The organism is Aeromonas sp. Y293-4 (assembly GCF_027705905.1).
Lineage (GTDB): Bacteria > Pseudomonadota > Gammaproteobacteria > Enterobacterales > Aeromonadaceae > Aeromonas > Aeromonas veronii.
In genome coordinates, this window is sequence record NZ_JAPDCI010000003.1 from 114,277 (window position 1) to 127,808 (window position 13,532).

General features: G+C 60.8%; 14 protein-coding genes. 4 read left to right on the forward strand and 10 right to left on the reverse strand.

Annotation, left to right across the window (positions count from 1 at the left end):
• Positions 1-16 precede the first annotated feature (16 nt).
• The 4 genes from OKC31_RS04510 to OKC31_RS04525 all read right to left on the reverse strand — a co-directional run bounded on the left by OKC31_RS04510 (position 17) and on the right by OKC31_RS04525 (position 4,306).
• The gene (locus tag OKC31_RS04510; protein WP_270656357.1) at positions 17-1,372 is read right to left on the reverse strand and encodes an endonuclease/exonuclease/phosphatase family protein; all 1,356 of its coding nucleotides are present in this window, start codon (positions 1,370-1,372) and stop codon (positions 17-19) included.
• Between the two features lie 230 nt (positions 1,373-1,602).
• Positions 1,603-2,415, reverse strand: coding sequence for a heme ABC transporter ATP-binding protein (locus OKC31_RS04515; protein ID WP_270656359.1), 813 nt, complete (start codon positions 2,413-2,415; stop codon positions 1,603-1,605).
• An 11-nt stretch (positions 2,416-2,426) separates the two neighbouring features.
• Positions 2,427-3,458 carry a FecCD family ABC transporter permease gene (locus tag OKC31_RS04520; RefSeq protein WP_270656362.1) on the reverse strand — a complete coding sequence of 344 codons (1,032 nt, stop codon included), beginning with the start codon at positions 3,456-3,458 and terminating at the stop codon, positions 2,427-2,429.
• Positions 3,455-4,306: a heme/hemin ABC transporter substrate-binding protein gene (locus OKC31_RS04525; RefSeq protein WP_270656364.1), complete on the reverse strand. Its 852-nt coding sequence runs from the start codon at positions 4,304-4,306 to the stop codon at positions 3,455-3,457. Before OKC31_RS04525 ends, OKC31_RS04520 begins: the two co-directional genes overlap by 4 nt.
• A 170-nt stretch (positions 4,307-4,476) precedes the next feature.
• On the opposite strand from OKC31_RS04525, the gene hutX reads away from it, so the two are divergent.
• Together hutX and hutZ are read left to right on the forward strand one after the other, a co-directional pair.
• On the forward strand, positions 4,477-4,989 hold the full coding sequence (hutX, locus tag OKC31_RS04530) for a heme utilization cystosolic carrier protein HutX (RefSeq protein WP_005362516.1): 513 nt from the start codon (positions 4,477-4,479) through the stop codon (positions 4,987-4,989).
• On the forward strand, positions 4,986-5,543 hold the full coding sequence (gene hutZ / locus OKC31_RS04535; protein WP_270656366.1) for a heme utilization protein HutZ: 558 nt from the start codon (positions 4,986-4,988) through the stop codon (positions 5,541-5,543). The genes hutX and hutZ overlap by 4 nt, the downstream gene beginning before the upstream one ends.
• An 87-nt stretch (positions 5,544-5,630) precedes the next feature.
• Here hutZ and OKC31_RS04540 read toward each other — a convergent pair whose 3' ends face one another.
• The 3 genes from OKC31_RS04540 to OKC31_RS04550 are packed head-to-tail and all read right to left on the reverse strand — an operon-like array spanning position 5,631 to position 7,603.
• Complete coding sequence (locus tag OKC31_RS04540; protein ID WP_270656368.1) at positions 5,631-6,014, reverse strand: hypothetical protein; 384 nt, start codon at positions 6,012-6,014, stop codon at positions 5,631-5,633.
• 37 nt (positions 6,015-6,051) lie between these two features.
• Positions 6,052-6,606 (reverse strand): cysteine hydrolase family protein, encoded by a 555-nt coding sequence (locus OKC31_RS04545; RefSeq protein ID WP_005348211.1) that lies wholly within the window; start codon positions 6,604-6,606, stop codon positions 6,052-6,054.
• 25 nt (positions 6,607-6,631) lie between these two features.
• Complete coding sequence (locus OKC31_RS04550) at positions 6,632-7,603, reverse strand: ChaN family lipoprotein (RefSeq protein WP_247823335.1); 972 nt, start codon at positions 7,601-7,603, stop codon at positions 6,632-6,634.
• A 193-nt stretch (positions 7,604-7,796) separates the two neighbouring features.
• Between OKC31_RS04550 and OKC31_RS04555 the strand changes: the two genes are divergently transcribed.
• Complete coding sequence (locus OKC31_RS04555; RefSeq protein ID WP_270656370.1) at positions 7,797-9,902, forward strand: TonB-dependent hemoglobin/transferrin/lactoferrin family receptor; 2,106 nt, start codon at positions 7,797-7,799, stop codon at positions 9,900-9,902.
• Between the two features lie 289 nt (positions 9,903-10,191).
• Positions 10,192-11,346, forward strand: coding sequence for a 3-phenylpropionate MFS transporter (locus tag OKC31_RS04560; protein WP_139408996.1), 1,155 nt, complete (start codon positions 10,192-10,194; stop codon positions 11,344-11,346).
• A 77-nt stretch (positions 11,347-11,423) separates the two neighbouring features.
• Here the strand turns inward: OKC31_RS04560 and OKC31_RS04565 are convergent, their stop codons facing one another.
• The 3 genes from OKC31_RS04565 to OKC31_RS04575 are packed head-to-tail and all read right to left on the reverse strand — an operon-like array spanning position 11,424 to position 13,414.
• The gene (locus OKC31_RS04565) at positions 11,424-12,641 is read right to left on the reverse strand and encodes a hypothetical protein (protein ID WP_270656372.1); all 1,218 of its coding nucleotides are present in this window, start codon (positions 12,639-12,641) and stop codon (positions 11,424-11,426) included.
• A gap of 7 nt (positions 12,642-12,648) precedes the next feature.
• Positions 12,649-12,858 (reverse strand): helix-turn-helix domain-containing protein, encoded by a 210-nt coding sequence (locus OKC31_RS04570; RefSeq protein WP_005335250.1) that lies wholly within the window; start codon positions 12,856-12,858, stop codon positions 12,649-12,651.
• A gap of 7 nt (positions 12,859-12,865) precedes the next feature.
• A complete protein-coding gene (locus tag OKC31_RS04575; RefSeq protein WP_021229702.1) occupies positions 12,866-13,414 on the reverse strand; it encodes a DUF2975 domain-containing protein in 549 nt (182 codons plus the stop codon).
• Positions 13,415-13,532: the final 118 nt, after the last annotated feature.

Here is a 13,532-nt window from a genome sequence, read left to right on the forward strand (position 1 = left end):
GCAGTCAGTGGGTGGCTCAATCGAGTTTGAGATCGACCCATACCATGCGGTGATCCGAACTGACTCCCTTGGCGATGCCGAGTTTCGCATCATAGACCAGGTGATAACCGGCCTCGAAGCTGGCAGGCCAGAAGACGCCGCTCTTGACCGCGTTGAGGTTGGCGGAGGGGATGACGTGATCCAGCTGCAGTACGCTGCTATTGGTGATCCGCTCCGGGTTGGGACGATTGAGGTTGCGTTTGCAGTCGGTCCCCTTGCTGACACACTCCGAGCCCCCTTCGCTGACCGGGATCAGGGTGCCATTGGTGATGGCCTGATTCATCAGCGGGTTGTTTAGCAGATCCTGAATGGCGGTCAGGTCGCCGTCACCGGTGAGCGGATCGGCGTTGAGATCACCCGCGATAACAAACTTGGCGTTTTTGGCCAGCCCACCCTTGGTGCCCTTGTCATCGGTCATGTAGTTGAGACCCTTGACGTAGTCATTCCAGAAGGCGATCTCGGCGCGGTTGTGTTTGACGGTGTGGCGCGCCGCATTGGCAAAGATTGGCGGGGTCGGGTGGGAGATCAGGAAGTGAATCACCTCTTCCCCCTTCTCGGTCTTGATCCGTACCGGCACATCGGCATGGTTCTTGGAGGAGAGCGGGTACTGCTGCCAGGCTGCGTCTGAATACCAGGCATCACCACACTGGCGGCCGGCCGGGATCTTGACCTTGGGATTGTTGCAGTCATCGATGATGGGGTTCTGCTCGCCCGGCATATCCTTCCACTTGAAGTTCTGGAAGGTGCGGATCTGCTTGGTGTCGATGGGGTATTTGGACATTACCGCAAAGGCGTACTGGCCGTGGTAGTTGCCAAAGCCCCAGGCATCGTCGGGGCCGCTGTTGACCTTGCCATCCAGATTGAGGTCATAACCGCTCATCAGGCCGGTGTTGGTGGCGAAATTCTGCATCACCGGATAGCTGATGGCCGTCACCTCTGCGTGCTGGGCGTGAGCCAGATAGTTGTCGTTGAAGGCTTTCAGATCGGCGGTGCTCTCGCCTTTGCCGTCGTTGTCGAACTCGTTGAGCAGGAACACATCCGGGCGAGTGCGCTGGATGATCTCCGCCACGTTGCGGATCTGCTGCACGTTCTTGGCTTTGGTTTCCGTGGCGCCGCTCAGGCTCCCTTCGGCGAGGCGGGCCAGCAGGGCGTCCTGTTCGGTGCGGGTCAAGGCCAGCTCACCGGTCAGCATACCGGCGGCAGTGCGATCAAAAGAGAGGTTGAAGGTGGCAAAACGAACCATGGGATCAGCTGCCTTTGAGTCGTTGTCGCAGCCTGCCAGCATCCCGAGGGAGATGGCAGCGGCCAGTAGGGTCTTGTTGATATTTTTCATTGTAATTGTTCCGTAGCATCAATGAGTTATGCCTTCTGTGAGGCGGCGCCATTATAAGTAGACGGCGATGCTGCGGGGATTTTGCCTGAGTAAAGTGTGAGGATATTCACACCACATATCTGGCGATGATGAATGTTAGCAGGGCGATATGGGGTGTGAAAAACCGGTTTATACACTGCAGTTTCCGGGATGAATGGCGCATTTCCTGCCGTTACCGCACTCTGAATTTGTCACACCACCATCGGCAGGCCGCTCTCGGGGTGGTGGATCACCTGTGCCGGATAGTCATAGAGACGGGCAATCAGCTCGGGGGTCAGCACCTCGGCAGGCGTGCCATCGGCCATCAGTTTTCCCCGCTCCAGCATCACCAGCCGGTCGGCATAGCGCGCCGCCAGATTGAGGTCGTGCAGCACCACCAGCACCGCTGTATTGCGGCTGGCGAGGGCGCGCGCCATGGTGAGCAGCTGATGCTGGTATTTCAGATCCAGCGCCGAGGTGGGTTCGTCGAGCAGCAGCAAGCGGGGTTGCTCGGCCTGCTCGGTCGGAGAGGGGGTCTGCCAGATCTGCGCCAGCACCCGGGCAAATTGCACCCGCTGCCGCTCGCCGCCAGAGAGCCCGGGATAGAGCCGCTTGGCCAGATGCTCGACCCCGGCATGGGTCATGGCCGCCGCCACAATCTCGTCACGCCGCGCCGCCGGTTCACTGTGGGGCAAGCGTCCCATGGCGACCACTTCCTCGCAGAGAAAGGGGAAGTTGAGTGAGGAGCTTTGCGGCAATACCCCGAGCCGGTGGGCCAGCTGGCTGCTGTCCCACCCTTGGCGATCTGCGCCAAAGAGGGTGATGGAACCCTCATATTCCAGCTCGCCGGTCAGACACTTGAGCAGCGAGCTCTTGCCCGCCCCGTTGGGGCCGAGCAGAGCTGTCAGGGTGCCGCTCTCGAGGTCGAGATCGAGCCCATCCAGGATCTGGCGCTGGCCACGGCGCAGGCTGAGCCGGGTGCAGCTCAACAGGGGGGAGGAGAGTGAGGATGAGAGTGGTTGCATAACAGTCCGTATCACAGGGCGCGGCGGCCTTTTACCAGCAGCCAGATGAAGAAGGGGGCGCCGAGCAGGGCGGTGATGATGCCCACCGGCAGCTCGGCCGGGGCCAGCAGGGTGCGTGCCAGCATATCGGCCGCCAGCAGCAGGGCGGCGCCAAGCAGGGCCGAGAGCGGCAGCAACCTGACATGGTTGGGGCCCGCCAGCAGGCGCACCAGATGGGGCACTACCAGCCCGACGAAGCCGATCATCCCCGATACCGCCACCGCCACCCCGACGCCTGCGGCGGTGAGTAGAATCAGACGACGTTTGAGGGATTGCACATTGACCCCCAGATGACGAGCCTCCCCTTCACCCAGCAGCAGGGCATTGAGGGGATTGGCATCGCGCATAAAGAGCCACAGCAGGGCCGCCAGGGTGAGCAGGGCCAGCGCCACATCGGCCGGTTTGCCTGCCGCCAGCGTTCCCATCTGCCACAGGCTCAGGTTGCGCAGCATCTGATCGTCCGCCAGATAGGTGAGCAGGCCGATCACTGCACCGGAGAGCGCCGTGATGGCGACCCCGGCCAGCAGCATGACAGTGACCGAGGTGCCCCCCTCACGGGTGCCGAGCAGATAGACCAGGGTGGTGGTGAGCGCGCCGCCGAGAAAGGCGAGCAGCGGCAGCAGACCAACCCCGATGGTGGCTTGCAGCTGCTGGCCGAGGGGGGCCAGCAGCACGATGGCGAGCGCCGCGCCGAGCGCCGCACCGCCGGAGACACCTATGATGCCTGGGTCAGCCAGGGGGTTGCGAAACAGCCCCTGCATCACTGCGCCACATAGCCCGAGGATCCCCCCCACTGCGATGCAGAGCAGGGTACGTGGCAGGCGAATTTCCTGCACGATCAGCAGCTTGTGCGACTCTATCCCGCTCTCCTGTCCGGCAAACAGCGCCCGCAGACTCTCGCCCAGGGTGAGGGTCATGGGGCCGGTTGCCAGCGAACCGAGCAGCAACAGCGCCAGTGCGGTCGTGGTGAAGGCCAGCAGCCAGGAGAGGGGTAACCGCATCATGACCCCTGCTTGATCCACTGAGCGATCTGGTTCGCCTGTTGCAGGGAGTTGAGGCTCAGGCCCCCTTGCAGGGCGTGGCCGTCGATGGCGTGAATGGCGTTACGCTTGCCAGCCGGGGTGGCGGCCAGGGCGGGCACTTCCGCCAGCACCTTGGCCGGATCGGCATATTGCTGCCAGTCACGACCGCTGACCAGTACCAGATCGGGCTGCATCTCGATGAGGGATTCGGCGGATACCGGCTTGTAGTTGCGCAACTCGGCGACTGGATTGATGCCGCCCGCCAGCGAAATCAGCGCGCTGGCGGTGGTGTCCCCCCCGGCGATGCTGGTGGGTTGCCCCTTGTGCAGCAGCAGGAAGGCGACCTTGAGCGGTTTGTTCTGTTTGGCTTGCGCCGCCAGCTGATCGGTCTGAGCCTGGATCTCAGCCTTCAGGCGATCGCCAGCGGCTTTGTCGCCCAGCAGGCTGGAGAGGGTGTCGATACGCTGATTGAGGTTGGCGAGGGTCGGCGCAGTATCCAGAACCTCTACCTTGACCCCGGCACGACGCAGCTGATCTAGGGTCGGGGCCGGGCCCATCTCGTCGCTGCCCACCAGTCGGGTGGGGGAGAGGCTCAGGATCCCTTCGGCGGCCAGTGCCCGGTGATAACCCACCTTGGGCAACCCTTTTGGCAAGGGGCTGCTGACATCGGTGGCGATCAGGCTCGATTCACCGCCAAGGGCCAGAATGAGTTCTGTGGTGGCCGGGCCGATACTGACGATACGCTCTTTCTGTCCGTCGGCGGCAACGGCAGAGAAGGGAGAGAGTGAACTGCAGAGCAGGGTGATGGCGAGGGCAAAACGACGGCCCATGCTAACCTCCGAAGGGGTGAATGAAACGGGTGTGCCGCCGAGAATATCAAGGCTTTGGAAAAAATGCACTGATAATGATAGCAATTATCAATTGCATTGGTTTCGGTGCTTTATTAGAGTAGCCGCCATGATAAACAGCGGGACAGTATGGTCCCGCAGAGGGAGAAAACATGAGCATTGCACAACGCATTCACGCGCTGCTGGAGCAGGATCCCGGCGCTCATCCGTCCACCCTGGCGGCCCAGCTTGCCATCAGCGAATGGGAGGTGGTTCGCCATCTGCCCGCCGAGCTGGTGACCCTGTTGCCCGCCGATCGCGCACAAGGTCTGCTGGAAGATTTGGCCGACTGGGGCCCGGTGACCACCATCGTTGAATCAGAAGGATCCATCTTCGAGGTAAAAGCCCCCTTCCCGAAAGGCAAGGACGCACGCGGTTACTACAACCTGATGGGCCGCGACGGTGAGCTGCATGGTCATCTCAAGCTCGACAACGTGGCGGGGATTGCGCTGGTCAGCAAGCTGTTCATGGGCAAGGAGGGGCACTCCTTCCAGTTCTTCGGTCACTCCGGCCGCTGCATTTTCAAGGTCTATCTGGGTCGCGACGAGAAACGCCAGCTGCTGGCCGATCAGGTCACCCGTTTTATGGCGCTGCGCCACAACTCTCAAGAGGAAGTCAAAGCATGAGTGAACGTCAGGAGCGTCTGCAGAACCGCCTGCAACCGGAGATCCGCGAGTTTCGCGACAACTGCCGTACCCTGCAGCTCGCCACCGTCGATGGTGAAGGCAATCCCAACGCCAGCTATGCCCCGTTCGTGCTGCAGGAAGATGGCTACTATGTGCTGATCTCCGAGATCGCCCGCCACGCCCGCAACCTGCAACAGGTGCCCCAGGTATCCCTGATGCTGATCGAGGATGAGAGCGGTGCCCGCGAGCTGTTTGCCCGCAAGCGCTTGACCTTCGATGCGGTGGCTGAAGTGGTGGCCCGTGACGACGCCCGCTGGAGCAAGGCGGTGGCGGCACTGGAAGGTCGTTTTGGCGAGATCATCAAGGGTCTCTCCAACCTCAAGGATTTCAAACTGTTCCGCCTCAAGCCGGAGCAGGGGCTGTTCGTCAAGGGCTTCGGCCAGGCGTTCGCGGTCTCCGGTGACGAGCTGGTGGATTTCGTCCATCTGGTGGAAGGGCACAAGCGCATTGACAACGGTGCCGAGCTCACCAGCCCGGCCGATGCGCCGGTCTGAGGATCCCTGTCGACCACGACAGCCGTCATAACAAAACGGGCAGCCACTGGGCTGCCCGTTTTTATTGCGTTATCTCATCCGGCCTGTTCAATCCTGCCAGGAGGCCTTGTTGGGAAAAGCGCGACGATCGGCGTCGGTGGCCGTTTCGTTGCACTCTCCCCGCACCTTCCATGAGGTCTGGCTCAGCACTATGTAGCCCTGGCGGCAATACTGCTTGGTCGCCAGGGTCTCGGTCAGCAGGTTCTCCTGCAACGCTTCCCGCTGTTCCAGCAGCCGCTGGCTCTGGGCCGCCGAGAGGCCGCGCGGCAAGGTGTCGTTGGGCGCGGCTTCAAAGGTGAAGCGCTTGCTCCCCTCCTCATTGATGTGGGTCAGAAACAGGGGTTCCGGCCCGTCATACTTCTGGCCGGGCAAGCTGGAGCAGGCCGACAGCAGGGGAACAATCAACAACACGGTGGCAGACAACAGGCGCACGACAGACTCCGGTGAGAAACGAGACGAGGCTCGCAGATTAGCATGGCTGCAGGGCGGGTGTTACTGCCAGCAGCTCGTCGGTGGTGAGCAGGGTCACACTGCGCCCCTCCGGCAGGCTGAGGTGGCGCCACATCCAGTGATGGTGCTCGGTGATCTGGGCCGCGCTCAGGTGGGGGCGATCGGCGGTGGTGTGACCATCGCTCAACACCAGCACCTCGTACCCATGGGAGGCCGCACTGCGCACTGTGGTATCGACGCAAAAATCGGTGGCGCAGCCACAGAGGATCAGTCGATCGACCGGCTGCTCGGCCAGCAGGAAGGCAAGCTCGGTATCGAGAAAGCTGTCACAGGCCGTTTTGCGCACCCGGCTCTCCCCCTTGGCCGGTTGCAGCGCACTGTGCAACTGCCAACCCGGGGTGCCCGGTTCCAGTTCGGTACCAGGGGGCGAGTCATGCTGGATATAGATGACCCGTCCCTGTTGCTGTCTGACATGGGCCGCAGCCCGATTGATATTGGCCAGCACCTGCTCCTGGCGGTAACGGGGCTCGTTGAACAAGCCTTGCTGCACATCGATGATCAGTAACACATCCATATTTTACCCGCCGTTTCCTGGAAGATTAGGGTTGCAGCCACTGGCTGCAGTCACGACTGCGGGATTGATGCAGCGCGCCCATATCTTGCTTCATCTCGTCACTGTTTTGCCAGCGCTTAGGCAGCGGCATGATGGTTACCTGCACATCGGCTGCGCGATCTGCAACAGAGGTCTCATCTGTACGAGGCACGACCAGCGCTACCTTGAGGGCAGGATTGCGGCTGGCGATGCGACTGGCGAGCCCAAGCCCCCCCTCGACGTGGAAATTGCCGGCGATATGCATGATCTGCTGGCCTGGGTGCTTGACGAGATAATCCACCATGCTCTCGGCCATGGTGTCATCCCAACTGGTCTGGGCGGCGAAGCGGCGGGCGTTGCTGTCGGCATCGCCATGGTGCATGGAGGCCATAAATTTCTGGCGATAGGGGTCATCCCCCAGCGTCAACTGGCGGGCCAGCTGGCTGCGACGAGTGGCTGGCAGTTTGTCGAGCCACTCAGCCCCCTCCTGACCGACACAGCTCACCAGCGGCTTGGGGGCGTTGGCGGCGATCACCGGCATCCGGTGCGCTTTGGCAAACTCTACCAGCGGGCGGTAGTCGCTCGGATAGTTGGGCCAGGCGTTGCCTTCGCGGATCAAGGCAGCCTCACCAATCTGGTTCGCCAGATAGGCATCCAGCGTCTTCTGATCGGCGCGGCTGAACTGCTCCATGGAGAGGGCCAATGGCCGCCCGTGCTGCTGGCCAGCGGTGTAAAGCCCGCTCAGCAGGCGCGATTGCAACAGATGCACGGCGGGATGGCTGTGCAGCTCACCCACCAGAATGATGTCGGCGTCGGCAATGCGCGCGATCGCCTGCTCCAGCGTCAGGTCTGCGTCTCCCTCGCTGCTTAGCTGGTAGTCATAGAGCGTCTGCAACTGTGATGACTGGGTCGGTTGGGTGGGGGTGGCACAGGCTGCCAGTAGCAGCGGCAGGGCGAGCAGGGGAAGTCGTCTAATCATGGGATCTCACGGCTGATATGCCCGGATGCCGGTGCATCTCGGGGGGCTAATAGAGAATAAGGGCAACACAGGGCGACAGTGTAAAACCAATTTGGTTCAAAACAAATGAGAATGATTTCGTTTCTTGTTGATCTTTGTCGAGAGCCGGGTAATATGCGGCCTGTTTGATAACAGTTCTCAATAAGGATTCGCTGTGACCCATCATAACGCACTCTCTCTGGTTGCCCTCGCCGTGGCTGCCGGTCTCTCCTCCCAGGTCTTTGCTGCCACCCAGAAGGCGGATGAAGTCGTGGTCGTCAGCGGCTCACGGATGGAGCAAAAACTGGAAGATGTCTCCGGCCCCATCTCGGTGATCACCGCCAAGCAGATTGAAGAGCAGGTCGTCACCAATGTCGCCGACCTGTTCCGCTACGAACCCGGTGTGACTGTGCTCGGCGGTCAGGGTGATGCGCAGACCTTCATCATCCGCGGCATGGGTGAAAACCGGGTCAAGGTGGTGCGCGACGGTGTGCGCCAGAACGATGCCTACAGCAAAGGCGGTGTCGGTCAGAGCTACTTCGATACCGACATGATCAAGCAGGTAGAAGTGGCCAAGGGGCCGGCGTCTGCCGCCTACGGCTCCGATGCGCTGGGTGGCGTGATTGCCATCACCACCAAGGATGCCAGCGATTTCCTCAAGGGCAAGGATAGTTATCTGGACGTGACCAGCGGTTACGCCTCCAGCAGCCACCAGAAGATGGCGGGCTTTACCGGCGCCTTGCGCACTGGTGAAGTGGAGAACCTGCTGCGCTACACCTGGCGCGATGGCGGTGTGACCCAGAATTTCGACTCCACCAAAAACGACTTCGATATCGGTACCCACGCCCTGCTGCTCAAGAGCAAGTGGAACCTCTCCGATGAGCAGTTCCTCAAGCTGACCGTTGACTACCTGACCGATGGCGAGGAGCCGGATGCGGTCAAGCTCAACAAGGTCGGTACCGGTACTGCCCGTGTCTTTGATCAGCCCATCACCGACAAGCAGACCGACAACCTCTCTGTGGTGCTGGATCACGGCATCGCGCTGAATCAAGGCTGGGCCGATCGGATGGATAGCAAGGTCTACTTCGCCCGCACCAAGCAGACACTGGATCAGTACGCCTCATCCAAGTATCCGGTCAGCCCCGGCAACCCCTATGTGACCAAAAACTCTCTTGATCACAACGTGTTCGATCAGAAGAACATCGGCGCCCAGCTGCAGTTCCACAAGGCGGTCGCCAACCACCGTCTGGCCTGGGGGGCTGAATACGAGCACACCGACAACGAACGTACCCGTTACAAGGGGCCGACGACCCCCGGTGATTTTGTCGGCTACAACGAGCTGAGTTTCCCGGCTACCACCAGCGAGCGCAGCGCCCTGTGGGCCTTTGACGAGATCAAGTTTGGCGAGCGCTGGGTGCTGACCCCGGGTGCCCGTTATGACTACTACCGGATGACTCCGGACAACGATCCGGCCTACACAGGCGACAAGCTGCACAAGTTCTCGGAAGGGGAGTTGTCACCCAAGCTGGGTCTGGTGTTCAAGGCCCACGAGGCGGCCAACCTGTTCGCCCAGTACAGCCACGGTTTCAAGGCCCCCATGTATGACAGCGCCTTCTCCACCCTGAACCATCAGGCGTACGGCTATCGCATCGAGCCCAACCCGAACCTCAATCCGGAGAGCAGCGACGGCATCGATCTCGGTGTACGTGGCAGCAGCAACGGCTTCAGCTATGAAGTAGCCAGCTTCTACAACAAGTTTGAAGACTTCATCGAGATGGTGGAAGTGGGCAAAGAGGGGCGCACCGCCGTCTACCAGTACCAGAACCTGAGCAAGGCGACCACCAAAGGGGTCGAAGCCAAGGCGGATTACTGGCTCAACGATATCGTTAATGTCTGGGGCAACCTCGCCTACATCGAAGGCAAGGATGGGGATGGCAACTACATCAACAGTCTGAGCCCGCTCAACGGCTCCGTCGGTGTGCGTCTGGAACAGGCCCAATGGAACTTCAACACAGCCCTGCGCTTTGCTGACGACATGGACAAAGTCCGTAAAGACAGCAAAGGCAACGATTACGTGAAGAGCGCCGGTTGGGGTGTTGTGGATATGTACGCCCAGTTCAACCCGATGACCGACCTGCAGCTCAACGTCGGGGTCTTCAACCTGTTTGACAAGGAGTACACCAGCTACGAGCGCATCGCCGGTCGTGCCGAGGGCTCCGATAACAGCATGATGACCGAACCGGGCCGCAACCTGAGTGCACGGGTCAAATACGTATTCTAAAGAGCAAACAACAGACGCAGATGATCAAAGGGGCTTCGGCCCCTTTTTTGTCGCCGCCATGTTGTGACGATGGAGCAGAGCAAATGTTTGCCTAAAAAAGAAACCCGCCATGGGCGGGTAGAAGGATTGCAACACTAACCAGGAGGAGGTGTTACCAAGTAGACCCCACCTCTTCGGTAATAGTTCAATTTTATTGAAGTTTTTTCGTTTTCTGCGCAGGGTTTCCATCGGGATCTGCGGGGGCGGATGGGTTATCATTCTGCTCCCGTCATCCGGTTGCAGAGGATCTATGCCCGCGTTTTCCTGGTTAGCGCTCTTTTTCGGCGCCTTCTATTTTGTCTACGGTGCTTACTTGCCGTTCTGGTCGCTCTGGCTGGAGGGGGTGGGCGTCAGTGCCGAGATGATAGGTCTCCTGCTGGGGGCGGGGATGGCGATCCGCTTTGCTGGCAACCTGATGGTGATGGGGCAGATCAAGGGGGCGGGCCATCTGTTGCCGGTTACCCGGTTGCTCTCCCTGCTCAGTCTGCTGGCCTTTCTCGGTTTCTATCTCAGTCATAACCTCTGGTGGCTGGTGGGCTTGACTCTGCTGGCGAACTTTATCTATCCGACCCTGATGCCGGTGGGTGAGGCGCTGGCGACCCGAATGGTGGTGCAGGCTCACCTCGATTACGGCAAGGTGCGGCTATGCGGTTCCTTTGCCTTTATCGTCGCCTCTACCCTGGTGGGGGCGCTGGTGGGCAACTTCGGTAGCGACTGGATTTTGCACACCATGGTGGCGGGGCTGGTGCTGATGCTGCTGCTCAGCTGGCTGCCACTTAGTCCCGCGCCACAGGATGTGCAGGGGGAGCGCGCCAAGGCATCACTGCTGGCGACCCTGCGCAGCGCGCCGGTGCGCCGCTTCCTGCTGCTGACAGCTCTGCTGCAGGGAAGCCACGCCGCCTACTACGGTTTCAGTGCCATCTACTGGAAGGCGCAAGGGTATAGCGGCACCATCATCGGCTATCTCTGGGCGCTCGGGGTGGTCGCGGAGATCTGCATGTTCGCCGCCGACAAGCGTTTCTTGCAGCGCTTTGGCGCCCAGAGTCTCTTTATCGCCGGTGCCATCGGTTGTGTGGTGCGCTGGGTATTGCTGGGTGCCTCGACCGAGTTGTGGGTGCTGGTGCTGGGGCAATTGCTCCACTCGGTGACGTTTGGTATGAGCCATCTGGGGGCGGTGCGCTTTATGACCCGTCAGCTACCGGCCGAGCAGTTGATCCCGACTCAGGCGCTCTATGCGGCCCTTGGCCTCGGCATGACGGTGGCGGCTCTGATGGCACTCTGCGGCGTGCTGTTCGAGCCTCTCGGCGGCGGCATCTTCTTCCTGATGGTGCTGGTGGTCTTGCCGGTCTTTTTCCTGCGGCTGCGCCCCTTTGCGCCCTCTGCGCAGGAGAGGGCTCCAGCCTGATATTTGTCTATTTGAATCATCACCTAACAAAAGGGAGAGCCACGGCTCTCCCTTTTTCGTTACTGCGGTTTGTGGCGTTACTGCTGCTTGCCAAGATAGAGGCGGCTGAGGCGGCGCCAGGTATCCGAGCCGATGGTGCCGGCAAGCAGCTCATTGGAGGCGGCATCAAAGCGTCCATCCGGCAGCCAGCCCAGTTGGGGCAGCAGTTGCGCCAGCGTCACATCATTGTGTTGCAGCTCCCGCTCCAGCGCTTCCCAGAAGGCGCTCCCCTTGACGTAAAAGAGCGGGTAGTAGGAGTGATCGCCCGCCAGCACCTCGCGAGCCGCCCGATAGAGACCACTCTCGCTATGGGGCAGCTGTTTGCCCCGCTCGGCCAGCTCGTTGACCGCCGTGACCTGATGCAGCCGAAAGCGGCGTAGCGCCTTGATGGCAAGGTATTCGGCAAGGCTCTCGTTGACCCAGGTGGGTTGTGGAGCAGAGTGGCGAGCGCTGAGGATATGCACCGCCTCGTGGGCCGAGGTGCGCAGCAGGCGCAAGGGGGCCTGTGGCGTCGGCTTGCCAGCCTCGGTGGGGTAGTTGGCGACAAACACCTGATTTCCGGCGGCGCCGCCGAGGGAGCGGGTCGCCACATCCCGCCCCAGCCACACCAGTTGCCATGGATGAGCGGGCGGATCCACATCGAGCTGGAAGGCCAGATAGTCGATGATCTCATTCAGTTGCTGCTGCAAGGCCGGCAGATCGAGCTGGTTGGCGGTCTCGTCATGGCTCAGCACCAGCCGCGGATCCGGCTTGGTGACGGGCACTGTGTCCAGACCAAATGGCAGGATCAGCGGCGGCTGGTTGACATCCGGCAGTGGTTGGCAGCTGCCATCCGGCAGACAAACCTTTCCTTGGCGGCTCCCCATCTGGCGCACAAAGTTACCCCATTCGGTCAATAGCCACTGGTTGGGAGCAAACAGCAGCGACTGTTGGGCCGAGGCATCTGCACCCTCTGCCGGAGCCGGTGTGAGCGTGATTTGCCAGCCGATCTCTTTGCAGGAGAAGGGCTGGTTGAGGGCAACCGGCTGGTTGTCTGCAAGGCAGACCAGCGCGGGGGAAACCGGCGTGGCACTGCCCGGCAACTGACGAGCGGGGAGCAGGGTAAAAGGGGGCTTGCCCTGCATGGTGAGGCGCACTTGCAGCACATTGGCGCTGGCGCCCTGCTCGATAAGGTAGCGGGGGCCGTTCGCGTCATTGCCAGCGCAGGCCCACAGCGGCAGCAGCCACAGGGCAAACAGGGTGATATGACGACTCATAAGGGGGTTAGCGCTCCTGCTCGTAGCCCAGCAGATCGCCGGGCTGGCATTTGAGTTCACGGCAGATGGCCTCCAGAGTGGAGAAGCGCACCGCCTTGGCGTGGCCATTCTTGAGGATCGAGAGGTTGGCCTCGGTGATGTCGATGCGCTGGGCCAGCTCGCGGGCGGTCATTTTGCGCTCGGCCAGCAGGGCATCGAGGCGGATGATAATGGGCATAGGATCCTCACACCGTCAGTTGCTGTTCATCGGCCAGCAGTTTGGCCTCGCGCATGACCAGTGCCAGCGCCAGTACGATCAGTCCCGCCAGCAGTACCCGGAAATCTGAGGTACTCAGCGCTATGGTACCGAGTACTTCCGGGCCTCTCATGGTGAGCACCGTATCCAGCAAGGGGGTCAGGATCAATTCGACCAGGAAGGTTGTACAGAGCAGCAGTCCGATCTGCCGGTAGCGGCGGATCTGCTCGAAGGTGAAGAGCAGACCGGCGCGGTAGCCGCGAAACAGCTGACGCAGTTGCCAGAGCATCATCATAAAGACCAGATCTGGCAACAGCTGCACCAGGGTGCCGAGCAGCCGGGTGGAGAAGTGAAGGGGATAGTCGGCAGGATTGATGCCGGGGCGGCTCAAGATGGTGTTGAGCTTCTCCTGCAGAAAATCGGCGCCACCGAAGGGGGTCCACACCTCCAGCAAGGTGATCAAAGGGGTCGCCAGCAGTGCCAGCAGCAGCAGCCATTCGATCAGCATGCTCGAGCGTTCGAGTTTGTTGGAGATCATCTCATTCCTCACTGTGATGGTTTTATCTGAAAGGTAAAGTTTATCGTTTATCAATATTTACATCGGCAATGTTTATTGTTTTACGATATACAGTCAAGATAAAACTTATTGAAAAACG

Coding starts and splice junctions, on each gene's coding strand:
- OKC31_RS04510 (WP_270656357.1), bottom strand. CDS start 1,372: ATGAAAAATATCAACAAGACCCTACTGGCCGCTGCCATCTCCCTCGGG.
- OKC31_RS04515 (WP_270656359.1), bottom strand. CDS start 2,415: ATGCAACCACTCTCATCCTCACTCTCCTCCCCCCTGTTGAGCTGCACC.
- OKC31_RS04520 (WP_270656362.1), bottom strand. CDS start 3,458: ATGATGCGGTTACCCCTCTCCTGGCTGCTGGCCTTCACCACGACCGCA.
- OKC31_RS04525 (WP_270656364.1), bottom strand. CDS start 4,306: ATGGGCCGTCGTTTTGCCCTCGCCATCACCCTGCTCTGCAGTTCACTC.
- hutX (WP_005362516.1), top strand. CDS start 4,477: ATGAGCATTGCACAACGCATTCACGCGCTGCTGGAGCAGGATCCCGGC.
- hutZ (WP_270656366.1), top strand. CDS start 4,986: ATGAGTGAACGTCAGGAGCGTCTGCAGAACCGCCTGCAACCGGAGATC.
- OKC31_RS04545 (WP_005348211.1), bottom strand. CDS start 6,606: ATGGATGTGTTACTGATCATCGATGTGCAGCAAGGCTTGTTCAACGAG.
- OKC31_RS04550 (WP_247823335.1), bottom strand. CDS start 7,603: ATGATTAGACGACTTCCCCTGCTCGCCCTGCCGCTGCTACTGGCAGCC.
- OKC31_RS04560 (WP_139408996.1), top strand. CDS start 10,192: ATGCCCGCGTTTTCCTGGTTAGCGCTCTTTTTCGGCGCCTTCTATTTT.
- OKC31_RS04565 (WP_270656372.1), bottom strand. CDS start 12,641: ATGAGTCGTCATATCACCCTGTTTGCCCTGTGGCTGCTGCCGCTGTGG.
- OKC31_RS04570 (WP_005335250.1), bottom strand. CDS start 12,858: ATGCCCATTATCATCCGCCTCGATGCCCTGCTGGCCGAGCGCAAAATG.
- OKC31_RS04575 (WP_021229702.1), bottom strand. CDS start 13,414: ATGATCTCCAACAAACTCGAACGCTCGAGCATGCTGATCGAATGGCTG.